This is a genomic window from Rhodoglobus sp. G.S.4, from assembly GCF_056619605.1.
Window position 1 is genome coordinate 1,613,932 of sequence record NZ_CM152748.1, and the last position, 17,532, is coordinate 1,631,463.

17 protein-coding genes and 2 tRNA genes are annotated in these 17,532 nt (G+C 58.4%); 4 read left to right on the forward strand and 15 right to left on the reverse strand.

From position 1 onward, the window contains the following. Nucleotides 1-3: 3 nt before the first annotated feature. Nucleotides 4-1,377 carry an NAD(P)/FAD-dependent oxidoreductase gene (locus AC061P_RS07805; protein ID WP_449646831.1) on the forward strand — a complete coding sequence of 458 codons (1,374 nt, stop codon included), beginning with the start codon at nt 4-6 and terminating at the stop codon, nt 1,375-1,377. Between the two features lie 131 nt (nt 1,378-1,508). Here the strand turns inward: AC061P_RS07805 and AC061P_RS07810 are convergent, their stop codons facing one another. From AC061P_RS07810 to AC061P_RS07820, 3 genes are all read right to left on the reverse strand, one after another. Further along, complete coding sequence (locus AC061P_RS07810) at nt 1,509-4,346, reverse strand: discoidin domain-containing protein (protein WP_480390848.1); 2,838 nt, start codon at nt 4,344-4,346, stop codon at nt 1,509-1,511. Nucleotides 4,347-4,566: 220 nt separating this feature from the next. After that, a tRNA-Ile gene (locus AC061P_RS07815) sits at nt 4,567-4,640 on the reverse strand. 118 nt (nt 4,641-4,758) lie between these two features. Continuing rightward, nucleotides 4,759-5,004 (reverse strand): hypothetical protein, encoded by a 246-nt coding sequence (locus tag AC061P_RS07820; protein WP_480390849.1) that lies wholly within the window; start codon nt 5,002-5,004, stop codon nt 4,759-4,761. A gap of 126 nt (nt 5,005-5,130) precedes the next feature. On the opposite strand from AC061P_RS07820, the gene AC061P_RS07825 reads away from it, so the two are divergent. Next, nucleotides 5,131-5,673 carry a Dps family protein gene (locus AC061P_RS07825; RefSeq protein WP_480390850.1) on the forward strand — a complete coding sequence of 181 codons (543 nt, stop codon included), beginning with the start codon at nt 5,131-5,133 and terminating at the stop codon, nt 5,671-5,673. Between the two features lie 53 nt (nt 5,674-5,726). Here the strand turns inward: AC061P_RS07825 and AC061P_RS07830 are convergent, their stop codons facing one another. Together AC061P_RS07830 and AC061P_RS07835 are read right to left on the reverse strand one after the other, a co-directional pair. Next, nucleotides 5,727-6,971 carry a glycosyltransferase gene (locus tag AC061P_RS07830; protein WP_480390851.1) on the reverse strand — a complete coding sequence of 415 codons (1,245 nt, stop codon included), beginning with the start codon at nt 6,969-6,971 and terminating at the stop codon, nt 5,727-5,729. A gap of 129 nt (nt 6,972-7,100) precedes the next feature. Next, complete coding sequence (locus tag AC061P_RS07835) at nt 7,101-8,042, reverse strand: DMT family transporter (RefSeq protein ID WP_449646835.1); 942 nt, start codon at nt 8,040-8,042, stop codon at nt 7,101-7,103. A 40-nt stretch (nt 8,043-8,082) separates the two neighbouring features. Here AC061P_RS07835 and def point away from each other — a divergent pair, with 40 nt between their 5' ends. Beyond that, nucleotides 8,083-8,646 (forward strand): peptide deformylase, encoded by a 564-nt coding sequence (gene def / locus AC061P_RS07840; RefSeq protein WP_449646836.1) that lies wholly within the window; start codon nt 8,083-8,085, stop codon nt 8,644-8,646. Nucleotides 8,647-8,673: 27 nt separating this feature from the next. Here def and AC061P_RS07845 read toward each other — a convergent pair whose 3' ends face one another. The 10 genes from AC061P_RS07845 to AC061P_RS07890 form a co-directional block, all read right to left on the reverse strand. After that, entirely contained in the window at nt 8,674-8,979 is a 306-nt protein-coding gene (locus AC061P_RS07845) for an AzlD domain-containing protein (protein ID WP_449646837.1), read from the reverse strand. Then, the gene (locus AC061P_RS07850) at nt 8,976-9,719 is read right to left on the reverse strand and encodes an AzlC family ABC transporter permease (protein ID WP_449646838.1); all 744 of its coding nucleotides are present in this window, start codon (nt 9,717-9,719) and stop codon (nt 8,976-8,978) included. The genes AC061P_RS07845 and AC061P_RS07850 overlap by 4 nt, the downstream gene beginning before the upstream one ends. After that, the gene (locus AC061P_RS07855) at nt 9,719-10,381 is read right to left on the reverse strand and encodes a response regulator transcription factor (protein WP_449646839.1); all 663 of its coding nucleotides are present in this window, start codon (nt 10,379-10,381) and stop codon (nt 9,719-9,721) included. Before AC061P_RS07855 ends, AC061P_RS07850 begins: the two co-directional genes overlap by 1 nt. Beyond that, nucleotides 10,378-11,613, reverse strand: coding sequence for a sensor histidine kinase (locus AC061P_RS07860; RefSeq protein ID WP_480390852.1), 1,236 nt, complete (start codon nt 11,611-11,613; stop codon nt 10,378-10,380). Before AC061P_RS07860 ends, AC061P_RS07855 begins: the two co-directional genes overlap by 4 nt. 133 nt (nt 11,614-11,746) lie before the next feature. Beyond that, nucleotides 11,747-11,819 (reverse strand) — tRNA-Asn (locus tag AC061P_RS07865). A 51-nt stretch (nt 11,820-11,870) separates the two neighbouring features. Beyond that, nucleotides 11,871-12,893: a lactonase family protein gene (locus AC061P_RS07870; protein ID WP_480390853.1), complete on the reverse strand. Its 1,023-nt coding sequence runs from the start codon at nt 12,891-12,893 to the stop codon at nt 11,871-11,873. Then, nucleotides 12,880-13,701, reverse strand: a complete 822-nt coding sequence (locus AC061P_RS07875) for an ATP-binding cassette domain-containing protein (RefSeq protein WP_449646842.1) — start codon at nt 13,699-13,701, stop codon at nt 12,880-12,882. The genes AC061P_RS07870 and AC061P_RS07875 overlap by 14 nt, the downstream gene beginning before the upstream one ends. A gap of 1 nt (nt 13,702) precedes the next feature. Beyond that, on the reverse strand, nt 13,703-15,382 hold the full coding sequence (locus AC061P_RS07880) for an ABC transporter ATP-binding protein (protein ID WP_480390854.1): 1,680 nt from the start codon (nt 15,380-15,382) through the stop codon (nt 13,703-13,705). Next, a complete protein-coding gene (locus tag AC061P_RS07885) occupies nt 15,379-16,407 on the reverse strand; it encodes an ABC transporter permease (protein ID WP_449646844.1) in 1,029 nt (342 codons plus the stop codon). The genes AC061P_RS07880 and AC061P_RS07885 overlap by 4 nt, the downstream gene beginning before the upstream one ends. Before the next feature lie 2 nt (nt 16,408-16,409). Further along, nucleotides 16,410-17,435: an ABC transporter permease gene (locus tag AC061P_RS07890; RefSeq protein WP_480392170.1), complete on the reverse strand. Its 1,026-nt coding sequence runs from the start codon at nt 17,433-17,435 to the stop codon at nt 16,410-16,412. On the opposite strand from AC061P_RS07890, the gene AC061P_RS07895 reads away from it, so the two are divergent. Then, on the forward strand, nt 17,427-17,528 hold the full coding sequence (locus AC061P_RS07895; protein WP_449648179.1) for a hypothetical protein: 102 nt from the start codon (nt 17,427-17,429) through the stop codon (nt 17,526-17,528). The two genes, AC061P_RS07890 and AC061P_RS07895, sit on opposite strands and share 9 nt — an antisense overlap. The last annotated feature ends 4 nt before the right edge of the window (nt 17,529-17,532 follow it).

Here is a 17,532-nt window from a genome sequence, read left to right on the forward strand (position 1 = left end):
GGGATGATTAACGGTGATGTGTCTTTCTGGTGGAGCCAGATTGGACGCGATGCCCCTCGAGCCCCACTGCCCAGCTCGCTCCGCGCCGATGTCTGTATTGTCGGTGCCGGTTACACCGGGCTCTGGACCGCTTACTACCTGAAAAAAGCGGCGCCCCAACTTCGAGTCGTCCTTCTCGAGCAGCGTTTTGCTGGCTACGGAGCTTCCGGCCGCAACGGAGGCTGGCTAACGAACGCCGTCACCGGCGGGCGCGAGCAATATGTCAAATCTCATGGCAGGGATGCCGCCGCGCGCTTCCAAACACACATGAATGAGACTGTCGACGAGGTAATTCGTGTTGCTGCCCTCGAAGGCATCGATGCCGACATCATCAAGGGCGGCGAGTTCACGGTTGCTTACGATGCACCACAACAAAGTCGACTCGTTGCCTCCGCGTTCGCGGAACGCGCGTGGTCAATGACGGATGTCGAACTTCTCTCCGCGAAGGAAGCAACCGACCGCATCAATGTGGTCGGCACAACCGGTGCCAGCTGGCACCCCCATTGCGCGCGAATACAGCCAGCGAAGCTCGCTTCGGGCTTGGCCCGTGTCGTCGAAGCTCTCGGAGTCGAGATTTACGAAGACACTCGAGTGAGCGAGATTCTGCCGCACCGCGCCATCACAGACCACGGCACCGTTGAGGCTGAATTTGTGGTGCGCGCAACCGAGGGTTTCACTGCGGGCCTGAAAAGTTTGCACCGCACCTGGTTACCGATGAACTCATCACTTATCGCAACTGAGCCCCTCAGCGCTGATATTTGGAATTCCATCGGTTGGGACGGCCGGGATGCTCTCGGCGATATGGCGCACGCCTACGTGTACGCGCAGCGCACCGCCGATGACCGCATCGCGATTGGCGGTCGCGGTGTGCCATACCGATTCGGGTCACAAACCGATTCTGACGGTCTCACACCGTCGAGCACGGCCGAACTTCTGCGCGGCATCCTGCACCGGTTCTTTCCTGCGACCGTCGACACTGCCATCGACCACGCGTGGTCTGGCGTGCTTGGAGTGCCCCGCGACTGGGCAGCAACCGTGGGACTCGACCAAGCAAGCGGACTGGCCTGGGCCGGTGGTTACGTGGGCACCGGGGTAGCCACAACGAATCTTGCCGGAAGAACGCTGAGCGATCTGATCCTCGGAACACCGAGCGCTCTGACCGAGCTGCCCTGGGTTAATCACCGAATGCGCAACTGGGAACCAGAGCCACTTCGATGGTTGGCCGTCACAGCGCTATACAAGGCATATTCTCTGGCCGATCGTGCCGAACTCACCAGACGCACCACGACGTCACCACTTGCGACAATTGCCGACGTGGTTTCGGGCCGTGGTCACTAGAGCGATAAGAAGCGGACTACGCACCACCGCGCTGTTAACGGATTACTTGAGTAGGGCGGACGGATTGAGAAAAGTCCCCGGGCACGAGGCCCGGGGACTTCCGACTACTTCATAACCCGTGCGTCAATGAATCAGTATGAAGAAACCACTGACACATCATCAATTGACCACCACTGCGGCGCGGATCCCGTCTGGGTAACCCGGATGTATCGAGCGCTAATCGGAGTTATCGAGATTGGACGCTTCCACCCGTACGCTATTCCTGTAGCGCCAGTTGTCCAAGTAACTCCATCGACGGATGTTTCCAGGTCGAAACCTCGTGGGTAGTCCCACGTCGCCCCAGAGGGAGTCTGCACGGTGACCATGGCGACAGTCTTGTTTGACCCCATGTCGATGCGATACCACTCGCCACCCGCCATCGCCTGCCCGCTACTCCATGATGTCCCGTTCGCACCGTCTATTCCGCCCGCTGCAGAAGTGCCAGCTGCTGTCGACGATGCCGAGGCGGTCCAGCCGGTATGGCTAATCGCTGTTGGCGAATAGCTGGACAAGCCCCCGGCGTATTTCGCCAGGGTAGCAACGAACCTCGTGTTCTTCGTGAAATTGGCGGTACCGAACTTTCCTACCTTTGATACGAAGGTCGACGAGTTATCGCTGTTGATAATCGGGACTGGATTGGGGTTGTCGTAGTACATCCCCCAGTAGGCGAAGCCATCGTTTGCCGATCCTTTTACCTTGTACGTCCAGGCGGACCACGACACACTCTGCGCGTTCAGACCCGCCATGAAACGCGACCACACGTCATCGTTGTAGTAAAGCGAGTACTCGCCGTACAGCATCGGCACGCCTGGGTTGGTGAGCTTTGCTGGCAACCCAGCGAGTTCGTTGGTAACGAGTTGGTTCTGAGCAGTCCAGTCCTTCGAGTTGGGCATGTCGTAGGGGTGGTACTCATATACGACATTCGTCCACCCATAAGTCGACGGCGATGCGATGGAGTTCAGGCTGAAGAACGCACCGAAGAAGATCGTGTGGTCCGAGTCAATGGCGCGAACGGCGTCGTACAGCCGATCGTAATAGTCACTCTTTTGAGCGACATCATCGGCGTCCTCGCCGTAGTCGATCAGTGGCTCATTGATAAGGTCGTAGCCGGCGACGCCTGGATTGCCGTTGTACCGGGTTGCGATGGCCTTCCAAATATCCTCTGTCCAGTTCTGGTAGGTCGCGCTCCCCCAGAAGCCATTGGGATTCGGTCCAATGCGGCCGCAACTGCCCCAAGGGCATCCACCTCCTGGCACAGTATGAAGATCGATGAGTACGTACATGCCGCGTGCTGACGCCTCGCTGATCACCCAATCAAGCTTGTTCCAAGGATCTGACTTCCACGTACCATCGAGGTTCAGAAGGGTGTTCCACCCCACTGGCACCCGGATAAAATTCATCCCTGCGGCAGCAATGTTGTCGAGGTCTGTCGTCGTTAGCCACGCATCTTGGTGAGCATTGATGATCGTCTGCGCTCCGCCGCTACCGAACCGTGACGTCAGCGTGTTGTTTAGCGAATAGTCGTCGTTGTATAAACCGGCAGTCAGTTCACCGACGGACCACCACCGTGGGGATGTGGCGGTCTGTACGATGCGGAAGTAGCGAGCAGCTTGCGCAACGAAATGGATCGTGGTCGCCTTGTGCGTTCCCACGCCGGAGGCGACGGTCGTCCAACTTGAACCATTCTTAGAGAGCTGAAGGTTGTATCCGCGGGGATAGTCCTGCTCATCTGAGGTGTTCTTGGCAGTGTCTGTGGTGACGTTGTTCATCGTGATGAGTGCGCCCATATCTACGCTGAGCGTCTGTCCGCTCGATTGGGCCACACCGGTCGTCCAGCGTGAACTCGTTGAGTTGTCGGCCACGTTAGTTGGCGAAGCCCCAACACTTGAGCTGATGACCCAGCCTCCGCGATCGAGGTTGTTGCCTGAGGAGATCGCAATCTCAGCGATCGACCACCATTGCGCAGACGTGCCATTGGAAGCGATGCGCAGATAGCGGCCTCCCTTCCCGCCCTGGAAGTCGGCTTGGATCACCCGGTTAGTGCCAAATCCACTGGCTACGTGCGTGAACGCCACGTTGTCATACGACGTGTAGACGTCCCAAATTCGGGGAAAGTCGTTAGATGTCGCAGCGCCTGAGTCGAAGAGCACCTTGTCCATGTCGACGTTGCGGCCGAGGTCGATTGTGTAGGTCTGACCTGGGGCCTGAGGGACTCCGCTCTGCCATACCGTGGCCACGTCTCCGTCCAGCGCTAAAGTTGGTGTTGCGCCACCTGCGGTCGACGATGCCGTCGCAGTGTGTGTCCCGTTAAAGAGCACTGGATCGTTGAAGAGGTTAATCTCCCCCACCGACCACAAAGCACCGGCGACAGCGGTCTGCGAGACCCTCACATATCGCACAACCTGCGGACTGAACTTCGCGATTGTCACGCCGTCGGTGCCTGCCTGATTGGCCACACTTTTCCACGCAGTGCCATTATTCGAAGTCTCAATTGCGATATTGCGTGGATACTGACCCGAGTTGTTTGAGTTGTCGATCGAGAGCCGATTGAACAGAGTCGGGGCGCCCAGATCGAGGCGGACCCATTCCGAGCCGGTTTGGTTACTGTTTGTGGTCCAGCGCGTTGTTGAGGCGCCATCGAGGGCAGAGTTCGGAGTACCTGCCGAGGCGGTTATCGTCCAGCCAGTACGATCGACCGCGAACTCACCCAGCGGTGACATCCAGTCTTCTTGGGCGAGCCACCCACCAACATTCGTTCCGCGGAGATTGACAGTGGCGCCGGTGCCCGAATTCTTCTTCAGCACGGCTCCACTCGCCTTGATGAAGTCGGAAGCGCCGATGGCGACTGCTTCCGCTTCCAATGCCGGTGTGGCTAATGTCGCCACCAGGGCTGAAGCCACGATTGTCGCAACAATCATCCTTTTCTTCATGATCCTCCTTGATCACAGCCGAGCGCCGTACCAAGCTGGCGCATGTGGATCTGCGTCCACGGCGATAGCATCCCAGACGATAAACACTTTGTCCAGTATTTAAAATAAATCCTGAATAAAGCCAAAAGTGGGCCAATGCTCACCGGCAGCGTCATCTTGGGTTCGATAGCAGGATCCTCGGAGCTTGTCCGGAACCGGAATCAAGACCACGAAATTTCGGTAGGGCGGACGGGACTTGAACCCGTGACCGAACGATTATGAGTCGTTTGCTCTAACCAGCTGAGCTACCGCCCCGTGTCCGCACGAGTGCGAACGCGTATCTACGTTACCGGCAAATGGGGCACTCACGGTGACACGTCCTGCCTCGAATTGTGCGCGCCGCGCTGCCACAAGAAACACACGCGTTCGCCCACTACCCCACTGTCTGGGCTGAGGGTCGCGAAGTCGCAACCTGAATGGAGATTCCGACAGCAACGAGCACACTCAGCAACAGCGCGGCGACGCCGGCCCAGAAGGCGATGCCGTACGTTTCTGGTGCCGGAACCATATCCATTTGAGGCTCCATATAGACCCAGATGGTGGCGCCAGCGTTAACGCCGAGAATGAGTATGGCGACCGGCAACAGCCACGCCGCGACGAGCAACAATCTTGAGCCCATGAATATCTCCTAGCCTGAGTTTAATCTGAGCCTAAATCAATAGTTTCCTCTTTTCCAACACTGATATTCGGCAGACTCTCAAAGAACGTTGAGCAAGCTCTCAAGCAGCGCTCGTAGCGTAGCGACATGACTGATTCACAGAAAGCGCAGACCACGAGTCCAGCCAAATCTGGGGCTCGCAAGACCCGCCAGCAAAATGCGGAGCACGGTTTCACCGCATCGAAAGGCCTCGCCGACAAGATGCAGCTCGTGCTTGTCGACCTGCTCGAACTGCAGCTTCAGGGCAAGCAAGCCCACTGGAACGTTGTGGGCAAGAACTTTCGCGACACCCACCTCGTTCTCGACGAAATAATTGACGCCGCACGAGGCTTCAGCGACACCATAGCCGAACGGATGCGCGCCCTCCACGCCACCCCGGACGGCCGCAGTGACACCGTCGCCGCCACCACGACTCTTCCCGAATTTCCCGCAGGCGAAATCAGCACGACAGACACCATTGACCTGCTGACGGAACGCCTCGAGGGCACAGTTGCCACCATCCGTGAAGTTCACGACCCGATCGACGAAGAAGATCCCACGAGCGCGGACCTGCTGCACGCCATCATCGAAAGCCTTGAGCAGTTCGCATGGATGGTCTCAGCAGAAAACCGAACCCCCGCAAAGAAGTAGGCTCCACGCCTGCACAAGTGAGCTGATTGCTGTGGCTCCAACGAGAGCGTCTCTTAGGAGGCGCTCTCGTTCTTTTTACCCAAAGCGGCAGGGTCAGTAACTTCTTCGCCGCGGTACAAACTCTCGAACGTATCGAGAGTGCGTTGAATATCGTGAGCCGCCACAATGGCCAGGCTCTCCTTCTTGAACTTCAGCAGTTCATCCGCTGGAAGGGTAAGCACGCGCGTGAGCTTCTCGGCCAAATCTTCGACGTTCCCTGGCTCGAAGAGGTAGCCATTCTCACCGTCATGAACCAAATGCGGGAGCGCCATCGCGTTCGCGGCAACCACCGGCAAACCTGAGGCCATCGCCTCCATCGTAGAAATGCTCTGCAACTCCGCAGTAGATGGCATCGCAAACACGGAACCGCGCTGAAGGGCGTCGCGCAGTTGATCCTGCTCCACAAATCCGGTGAGCTTAACCCGGTTTTCGATACCCAATGATGCCGCAAGCGAGCGCAGCTTGGCCTCAAGCTCTCCCCCGCCGACGATCTCCAATTTGGCGTCGAGCGCCGGATCCATAATGGCGAGCGCGCGAATGAGCTTGTCGATTTGCTTCTCGTCAGCGAGACGACCCAAGAAAACAATGAGGTTCTCAGGTTTGGGCTCGAGATTGCCGTTATAACCATCAGCATCGATTCCGCACGACACCGCAATAACGTTGCGAACTAGGGTGTTTTCTTCGAGATAGTCGGCGGCCCGACGCGTCGGAGTCGTCACCCGCGCGGCCCGAGCGAACGAACGACCAGCCGCAGCCCAGCCCATCCGAATCGCTTTATCGCGCATGAACCGAGGAATGATGTAGGCGTGATCGAGCAGGTTTTCTGGCATGAAATGGTTGGTACCGATCATCCGGATACCGCGCGCTTCACCCTCAATGGTCAAACCGCGCCCAATAACAATGTGCGACTGAAAGTGGATGACGTCAGGCTTTATCTGATCAAGGATGATCGCCGAGTTGCGTTTAACGCGCCACGGCAACATGAACCGAAGCCACGGGTGACCAGGCCACTTCCACGAGTACAGACGGTGGAGGGTCAGTTTCTGACCCTCATGCTCCTCGATCATCGTGCCCAACTTCTTGTTGGAATACGACGGGGCGGCAATGTGAACATCATGTCCGCGCTCGGCAAGCCCGGCGGAAAGTCGGGCGATGAAGGTTGCGGCACCATTAATTTGAGGCCAGAACGTATCTGCGCCAATCAGGATGCGAAGTCGCGGTTTGCCTTCGTGGGGCGAGCGTCTCACAGCGGAGGTCACAGTCGAAGAGTTCCTTAACAATTTATCGTCACGAGCTAACTCGTTTACAACCCGGTCAGGTCAACGGCACCTAATAACGTACCCCACTGCACTCCACCAAGCGGGCTGCGCTGCCGATGAGAAGGAAACCTACATCCTGAGTTGAGGGTGGTGCTTCGAGAGCAAGAAGACACCCCAAATGGCGACAGCACCCGTAATCACAAAGGAAACTACCGCCCAGAGAGGCGCATCCGAGGCCTCGCCCAACACGATGATGCCGACCGTCACCGCGACAAGAGGATCAACAACAGTCAGACCGGCCACCACCAAATCCGGTGGTCCAGACGCATAAGCCGTCTGAACGAAGTAGGAGCCGAGCAAGGATGCCGCAATTAGGCCAACGATACAGAGCACGGTAAGCAAATCAGTGCTCTCGATTCCTGAACCCAAAATCACGATGGTCTTGATGCGATCGATGACCACTTTGGCGAGAGTCGCCACGAAACCGAAGAGCATCCCCGCCCCGAGGATGTAAAACACCGGCGACGCGTTCTTGCGGAAAAACAGGAACAACGCGATCCACAACGCCAAAACGATAACCAAAATGATCAGAACAGTCGACAACTCGCGCTGCGTGATCACCGTCGATTTCGCGAAAATCGCAGCGAGGGCAACAAAAGCTCCAACGCCACCAACGCACATCACAATGGCGCGGATAGAAATCGCATCCAGCTTGACCTTGGCAAGACGGGAATTCATGATCGCCGTCATAACGAGCGCAACGGCACCCAGAGGTTGAACAACCATGATGGGCGCGATAGCCAAACTCGACAGCTGAAAGACAATGGCGAGGCCCAGAAAAGTTGTGCCAATAACCCAAGATGGGCGAGCAAGCAGCGCCATAATTTGACTAAAGCTGAGCCCAGAACTTGCTTCGCTGCCGTGATGTTCTTCCATGCGGGCAACGCCGCGATGTTGAAACTGTGCGCCAAGGGAAAGCAGAATTGCGCCGATGAGCGCCAAAGGAATACCGACAGCCTGAGATGGGGTGAGACTGATCTGCTCTGTGAGGTCAAGAATGTCCGGCGGCACCCGTCAAATGTACTCGGTTCAACCGGGATATTCTGGGTGCATGGCCGTTCTCCCCATCATTATCACCGGCGACCCGGTGCTCCACACTCCCGCGATACCGGTAACGGCCTTCGATAGCAGCCTCGCTACCCTTGTTGGCGACATGTTCGAAACCATGGAGGAGGCGCCGGGCGTCGGGCTCGCTGCACCCCAAGTCGGTGTAGGACTCCGCGTTTTCGTCTACGACTGGATCGATGAAGACGACACGCATTGGCGCGGAGTCGCTATCAATCCAGAGTTGTGGCACACCCCAACCCCCATCGCGGCGCCGGGCGAGGAGGATGAAGAAGGCTGCCTTTCGATCCCCGGCGAACGGTTCGGCTTAGTACGCGCCGACCGCGTAATCCTGCGCGCCGTAGACCTCGATCAGAAACCTTTCGAGATTGAAGCATCCGGGTGGCTCGCCCGCATCTTCCAGCACGAATACGACCACCTCGATGGTGTGCTCTACGCCGACCGACTTCGCGAACCTGATGCTAAGGCCGCGGCGAAAGCGATCCGCAAGCAAGGTTGGGGTCAGCCGGGAAACTCCTGGCTACCCACCGAGGAACAGCTCGACGCCTAGCTGTTCACGTTCTCGTCGGCTCGACCGCTAACTGAAGGCTCGGATTGCTGCAGCGATCAGGGCGGCAGCAATAATCACGACGATAAAGGGCACTCGCATGGCGAAGAGCACAGCGGCAAGTGCTACTGCTGGCAGCCGGGCATCCACTTCGAAGCCTCGCGCGGAACCAAAGGTCTGCACAACGACGAGCGCCGCCAGCAACGCAACCGTCAGCAGATTCGTCAGCCGGGCTGCCGTGGGCTTTTCTGCCCACGCTGCCGGAACCGCGAAGCCAGCAAGTTTGAGGGCAAGTACCGCAATCGACGCGAGCAGCACGATGTGCCAAATAGTCATCGCTCCCCCATCGGATCGGGCTCAGCCTCAGCAATGTCGCTCTCGCGAGTGCCAAACAGATTCATGAGGCCAACAACAACGGCGACAAGGGCGGCAGCCAGCACAGGAACGCCAGCAGGCAGCACTGGCATCAGCACGCCAGCGACGACAGCAGCACCAATCGCGACCACGATCGGCTGCAGTTGCTTCAGCCGGGGCCACAGAAGACCCAGGAATGCTGCAGCGGCCGCCGCATCCAGACCGTAGCGACTCACATCTCCCAACTGATCACCAATGAGGGCGCCGATCAGCGTCGTCAGATTCCAGCCCAGATAGATGACAAGCCCGGTCCACCAGAATCCTGCGCGCTGGCTCTCCAGCGTCGGTTGAGCGGTGGACACAGCTGTGGTCTCATCGATCGTCCAATGACCAGCGACCAGCCGCTTGAGGCGGCCAGGGCCGATCATCGGCGCAACCCTCAGCGCATAGAGAGAATTGCGTGTTCCGAGCAATACAGCGCTCGCAATAGCGGCACCTCCCGCTGAGGCTCCCCCGGTCGCCAACACCCCAACCAGCGCGAATTGGGAGCCGCCAGAGAACATCAGCAGACTCAGCACACAGGTTTGCCAGACATCCAAGCCGGCGGCGACGGACAGCGCACCAAACGAGACCCCGTAGGCGGCAACCGCGAGCCCCACTGCAAAGCTCGATCGGATTGCCGCGGCAACGTCTGGCGATCGCTGACGTGCACGTGCGGCCACTATGCGCGCCCCGAAGAAACCAGCCCGGTTTCGTAGGCGATCACCACCAGTTGAACGCGGTCGCGCGCCATCAGCTTGGACATGATTCGCGAAACGTGGGTCTTGGCCGTCAGCGGACTCAAAAAAAGTTTCGCGCCAATTTCGGCGTTCGTGAGGCCCTGACCAACGAGAGAAAGAACTTCACGCTCCCGAACAGTGATTGCGGTCAGGATGCTCGCGTCGACCGCCACGGAAGAACTGCCAGCAAATCGGGCAAGCAGTCGCTTCGTGACTCCGGGGCTCAGAAGAGCATCGCCCGCCGCCACTACGCGCACCGCACGGATCAACTCCACCGGCTCAGTATCTTTGACCAAAAATCCGCTCGCTCCGGCCCTGATGGCGCGCGCAACATACTCGTCGACCTCAAATGTCGTCACGACCACGATGCGGGTCGCTGCGAGCTCAGGGAAGGTGGCGATTTGCTCAGTAGCCCACAGCCCATCACCGTCGGGCATCCGGATGTCCATCAGGACAACATCGGGGCGCTCACGACGCACAACGTCAATAACATCGGTGCCGGTAGCGGCCTCGCCAACCACCTCGATGTCGTCTTCGGCGTTCAAAAGGCTGCGGAAACCGGCACGAATCAGTTGCTGATCGTCAGCAACAACAACACGAATCATGCGGATGCCAGTCGACGCGGAATGCGCGCCGTCACGAGGGCGCCACCAGATTCGGATTCGCCAAGCTGAAGCTTCCCCCCGAGGAGGTCAGCTCGTTCTCGCATGCCAAGCAAACCTCGCCCCTCGTTGTCGACAGTGCTGTCAATTCCATCACCGTTGTCGGCAATTGTAACGAGGTAGTCGCCGTCGTCGTAGCCGACGTTCACGCTCACATCCGTCGCATTCGCATGGCGAACAATATTTGTCAGCGACTCTTGCACAATTCGATAGAGCGCCAATTGCACGGCTGGGGGCGTCTCTGCAGACACGTCACACCTGAGGCTCACCGCGAGGCCCTGCGATCGCACCGAGTCCGCCAAATGGTTCAGTCGCGATAGGTCAGGCTCTGGCACCGGCGGCACAGCCGCGCCGGTGAAGGAATCATCGTCGTCATTTTCCGTGCGGAGCATCCCCAGCAGCGATCTCACTTCGTCGAGCGCCTCTTTGCTTGAGCTTTTGATACTCGCAAGGGCAGCCTCTGCCTGTTCGGGTTGTTTGTGCATGAGGTGAAGACCAACCCCCGCCTGCACATTGATTTGGCTGAGGGAATGAGCCAACACGTCATGCAGTTCTCGGGCAATGCGAACGCGTTCTGCGCGCAACTCTGACTCACGTCGATCAGCGAAAGCTTGCTGAAACTGCAGAATGTGTTCTCCGCGTCGACGATGGGATTCGGCAAAACCGAGCACCAAGAGCAGCCCGAGAGTCGTCGCAATGACGCGTGGCGGTTCCAGAGCGATGCCCACTAACAATCCTGCCAAGAGCGTTGCTTCCCACACGACGATCATCGAGATCCAGGTCCACGAACGGGCTCCTCGAGAGATCGCGATCACAATGGCAAAAGCCAACGCCAAGTAGGGCGGCGAAATGACGGAGTAGCCGATAAGAAAGTCTGCAGCGGCAGCAGCCGAGATCAGCGCAACGATCGGTCCAGGATGCCGCCGAATCCAGATCAGCAGGACCGGTCCGACGATGGCGAGAAGGATGAGGGCGACACTCGCCCCATCAAAGTTGCCCGGGCGCGAAACACCAATCAGCGTAATCGGCACTTGAACAATCAGGGAAAGAACAACCGGCACCCACTGACGCAAGAGGATGGACCGTCGTGACTCTGGGTAACCAAAGCGCTGTCCCCGCGCGATCGCATCTACCATCGCGCTGGCTGTGCGAGACGGTCGATCGGATGAATGCATGCCTTGATGCTAGTTGCCGACCGACACACGCACATCGGCTCAGCGGCGCACCCGCGGCTACTCCCGGTGGAGTAGTCGACCTCGCTCCGGAATGCACAAAGTCCCGGCCACCTTAGTGGCCGGGACTCATAAGCTCCTCGACTTGGACTCGAACCAAGAACCTACCGGTTAACAGCCGATTGCTCTGCCAATTGAGCTATCGAGGATCGCTGTGCAACGGAACTACTTTAGCAAAGGATTGAGCACATCAAAAACCATCAGGCGATTCGAGCGAGGTATGTCGGCGAAAGAACCCGGGTTGGCGGGGCTATCAGCTTCGGGATTCCGTTGTCATCAATGCGAAAACTGGCGACGGAGTGCGAAAGCTGGTTGCTCACATGCAAGATGTTGTCGTCCATGACGATGTGACGTGGCCAGTCCCCCTCGCACGATACGGCGGTGAGAGGTGCAACACTGCGACCATCTTCAGCAATCGTGAGCACGGCGATGAGGTTGCTGCGTCGCACGCCTACATAGGCGTGGCGGCCGTCGGCGGAAATAGCGATTGCTGACGCGTGATCGCCCTCGACCGCGCCCGGCAGCGCGATTGCGCACAGCTGGTGAAGTTCGCGATCGCGCCATTCAAATACGAGAAAACCAAGCCCGAGTTCTCCGAGAACATAAAAGAGGTTGCCGGGGCGGGCCACAATGTCGCGGGGGCCGAATCCTGCCGGTAGTACCACCTCATCCACCTGATTGAGAGTGAAGTCGCTGTACTCGAAAATTCTGATGCGGTCAGCGCCAAGATCGAGGCTGAGGAGGGTCGACTCGTCGACGAAAAGAGACGAGTGGGCGTGAGGCCCCTCCTGTTGCGGTCGCGGACCTGTACCGGCCGTTTCCTGCACGTAGCGCGCATCGAGAGCACTTGAGTGCGCGGTCCGCTCGATGACACCCAGCGTTCCCGTTCCATAATTGGCGGCGACAATCACGGAGTCGCGCACCGTGATATGACACGGATACTGGCCGCCGCTAGAAGTCGTCGTTGCGTCGCTCAAGGTCTCCCCGTCACGACGGAACACCGCAATCTCGCCTGAGCCCTCCAGCGTGGAGTACACAGCGTCGCCAGCGACAACCAGAAACGAGGCAGACAAAACAGAAGCGGCAACGTGAGAAAACTCTAGCGACCCATCCGCCCGACTTCGCATCACCGAAATCCCTTCGGATTCGCACTCCATATCTGGCCCAAAGCCGCCAACCAGCCAGGTCGAAGGGGAATGTAGGGTCAGGTTAGTGCTGATCACTTTTGAGCTCCACAAGCGAATTGGCTAGTCCCTGCACATACGGATGCCACGGGTCGGACAAAACTTCGTCAAGTTCACCAATACCGACCAGGATTCCGCGGTGCATGACCGCAATGTTGGTTGATATTCGGCGAACAGCCGCAAGATCAGCGGTCACGAGAAGGGCCGAGAATTCGCGATCGTGCTGGAGGTCAACGATGAGATCAAGAATGGCGGCGCGAACATTGACGTCGATGCCGGCAGTAGGGTCATCGGCAACGAGCAATTGCGGCTCAAGGATCATTGCTCGCGCGATAGCAACACGTTGCCGCTGCCCTTTGCTCAGCTCGTAGGGGTAACGATTCATTACGGCCAGGGGTAACCGAACGGTGTCAATCAGCGTGGCGACCGCTTCGGCTGCTTCACGCTGATTGAAACGACGGTCGCGCACAAAAATCGGTTCCGCAATGTTCTCGCCAACTGTGAGCCGACCGTTGAGGTGGTTGCCGGCATCCTGCGGTAAATAGCCCACGCGCAGGCTCAGATGATCTCGCTTGCGACGGCTGACCGACCGAAGCTCGGTGCCCATAACGGTCAGCTCACCCCCGCTAAACAGCGGCGAACCGTAGGCGCCAGTCTCGGCTTGGAGGGCAACAGCCTTGGCGAGAGTGCTCTTGCCAGAGCCACTCTCGCCAACGACAGTCAAAACTTCGCCCGCAGCGATCTCAAAACTCAGGCCATTGACGGCAACCGAACGTGTTTCTGGGTTGCGCGACGGGTAGCGCAATGACAAGTCACGCGCGCTCACTGTTGCCTGAGTAGAAGTCACCTCAATAATCTACGGCAGTCAGCGACCTCAGTGCTTCGCGACGCTCAGCTTGTTCCCGAGGATCAGGAACCGGAAGCGATGCAAGCAAGCGCTGGGTGTACGGATGTTGCGGATTTCCCAGCACATCAGAGCCAACGCCCTCCTCAACAAGTTGCCCCTTGTAGAGAACAGCGATTCGGTCAGAAAGCATGTCGACAACGGCGAGATCGTGGCTGATAAACAGCGCCGCGAACCCGAGATCGCGCTGAAGGTCAGCGAACAACTCAAGAACCTTCGCTTGCACCGACACGTCGAGCGCACTCGTCGGTTCGTCGGCAATCAGCAGTCGAGGGCGCAATGCCAGCGAACGAGCGAGGCTGGCGCGTTGACGTTGGCCACCGCTCAGTTCGTGTGGATAGCGATCGCCGAATGCGCGCGGCAATTGCACCGCTTCGAGAAGTTCATTCACCCGACCGCGGGCATCTTTGGCATCCTGAGCCTTACCGTGAACGATCAGCGGCTCGGCTACGCACTCGGCGATGGTCAGGAGTGGGTTGAAGCTCGATGCCGGGTCTTGGAAGACGAAACCGATATCGCTGCGGACCGGCCGAAAGTTGCGCTCCTTGAAGTGCAACATCTCGTGACCAAGAACCTGCAGCGAACCACCCGTGACCTTGTTGAGACCGCCAATGGCGCGCCCAATCGTGGTCTTGCCCGATCCACTCTCGCCAACAAGACCAAGAACTTCACCGGGAGAGATGCTGAAGCTCACACCATCAACCGCGCGGAATGCAGGCTGGCCGAAACGACCAGGAAACGAGATCCGTAGATCTTTCGCGACGACGACAGGTTCGACCCGAGAGTCGCCCCCCGCATCCTTACGGTCAACGACGCGAGCGGCAGCGCGCGCAGCACCGGTTCCGACGCGAGGAACGGCAGCAAGAAGCTTCTGGGTATACGGGTGCTTCGCAGAGTCAAAGAGTTCCTGTGCCGGAGCCTCTTCAACGAGCTTGCCCTGATACATCACTGCAACACGGTCAGCAAGGTCCGCGACGATACCCATGTTGTGGGTAATCAGGATTATTGCAGCACCAAATTCGTCCCGGCACAGGCGAAGCAGGTCAAGAATTTCTGCCTGCACTGTGACATCCAGCGCCGTAGTTGGCTCGTCGGCAACAATCAGCTCCGGCTCGAGCACGAGTGCCATTGCAATAACCACTCGCTGTTTCTGCCCACCAGAGAACTGGTGGGGGTAGTAGTCGACGCGCTTCTCTGGCTCAGGAATTCCGACCTTGCGAAGAATCTCAATCGCCTTGACGCGAGCCTGCTTTTTGTTCACCTTGCCGTGAGCGCGGAGGCCTTCGGCAATCTGCCACCCGACCGTGAAAACCGGGTTGAGAGCAAGTGACGGCTCTTGGAAGACCATGGCGACATCGACACCGCGCAATTCGCGAAGTCGCTTGCCAGACATCCCGACGACGTCTTTGCCATTGAGCAGGATTGCACCACGCGCAACAGCGGTCTCGGGAAGCAGCCCGAGTACGGACTTTGCCGTAACGCTCTTTCCACTTCCGCTCTCGCCGACGATCGCCAGAACTTCGCCAGGAGCAAGCGTCAGAGAGACGTCATCTACAGCTTTTACATCTCCGCCATCAGTGGCGAAGGTCACTTCGAGATTCTTGATCTCAACAATGTCGCTCATGAGCGAGCCTCCAAAGGATCCATCGTTGTCTCATCGCCATCAAGATCAACCGTGTTCAGAGCGGAAGTCTCGAGGATAGGCGCTGACTGTTCGGCACGACGACGTGTGCGCAGTCGGGGATCCGCGAGGTCGTTTAGGCTCTCTCCCACCAGAGTGATTCCCAGCACGACGAGCACGATAGCCAAGCCGGGGAACAGCGACGTCCACCAGATACCGCTCGTGACATCCGAAATCGACTTGTTGAGGTCATAACCCCACTCCGCCGCGGCAGAAGGCTCAATGCCGAAGCCAAGGAAGCCGAGGCCCGCCAGCGTCAGAATTGCTTCCGAACTGTTGAGCGTGAAGATGAGCGGTAACGTGCGAGTGGCATTGCGGAACACGTGACGGAACATGATGCGAGGTGTACTCGCACCCAGAACCTTTGCCGACTCCACATACGCTTCTGATTTGATTCGCACCGTTTCTGCTCGAATCACCCGGAAGTACTGCGGAATATAGACAACCGTGATTGAGATGGCCGCAGCGAATACACCGCCCCAGAAACTCGAACGACCACCGCTAATGGCAATTGCCGCAACAATCGCGAGCAACAGCGTAGGAAACGCATAAACGGCGTCGGAGATGACAACCAAGACGCGGTCGAGCCAACTGCCCAAGTAGCCAGAGACCAAGCCAAGGAGCACCCCGGCGAAGATCGACAATGCGACCGCGACCACGATCACCAGCACCGCAGTCCGCGATCCCCAGATCACGCGAGAAAGCACATCGTAGCCACCAACAGTGGTGCCAAGAATGTGCTCACCACCCGGAGGAACCTGAGCACCAAAGGTGCCGTCATCGTCACGCAATTGCGAGAACCCATAGGGCGCAAGCAAGGGCGCGAACAGGGCAGTAAACAGGAAGATTCCCGTCAAGATCAGACCAGCAACGAGCATCCCGCGCTGGAGGCCCACCGCCTGACGAACCTGATGGACGACGGGCAAACGCCGCCAAATACGTACGAACCGTGAGGGTGTTGTATTCATGATCAGTACCTCACTCTCGGGTCGATGATCGCCGCAATTATGTCGACCATGAAGTTGGTAAGAGCCACGATGACCGCCAGCAGAACCACAATTCCCTGCACAGCAACGAAGTCACGGGCGCCCAAGTACTCGACGAGCTTGAAGCCAAGACCCTTCCACTCGAACGTGGTCTCCGTCAGCACCGCGCCTCCAAGCAAGAGTGCGATCTGCAGACCGATCACCGTGATGATCGGGATAAGCGCTGGCTTGTATGCGTGCTTGCGCACGAGACGGAACTCACTCACACCACGTGAGCGGGCGGCATCCACATAGTCCATCGACAACGAGCCGATGACGTTGGTGCGCACGAGACGCATGAAGATGCCAGCAGTGAGCAGACCGAGCGCTAGGCCGGGCAGCACCGCATGCGACAGCACATCTCCGATTGCGGCTGGGCTGCCAAGCCGGAACGCATCGATAATGTAAATGCCCGACTTGTTGTCGAGAGTGCTGAGCTGCAATTCAGTGCGAGTGGATGCGCGGCCGGCAACAGGCAACACCTTGAGCCACACAGCGAAGACCAGCTTGAGCAGCAGCCCCGCGAAGAAGACCGGGGTGGCGTAGGCGAGGATCGCGGCAACACGCAGCACTGCGTCTGGCCACTTGTCGCGGAAGTACGCCGCAACCATTCCCAGCGGAATACCCACAATCAGTGCAACGAGAATCGCGTAGGCCGCGAGTTCTAACGTGGCGCTTCCATACGTCACGAGCAGCTCTGAGACCGGGCGACCGTCGGTGATCGCCGTGCCGAAGTTACCGGTAAAGATCTGACCCAAGTACTCGAAGTATTGAACCAAGATCGGGCGGTCGTAGCCGGCAGAACTAATGCGCTCTGCAAGCTGAGCGGCCGTCAGGCGGCCACCAAGTGCCGCCGTAATGGGATCACCGATCGACCGCATCAGCACGAACACCATCGTTACGAGGATGAACACGGTCGGAAAAATTAGCAAAAATCGAACGATAAGAAAACGAGCGAGAGGATTTGTGATCCCCCGAGGACGCCTAGTGGGCGTTGGAGACGGTGCCGGATCAATCACGGCGGAAGCAGACTGCGACATACCTACCTATCGTGCAGAGGATGAAGAC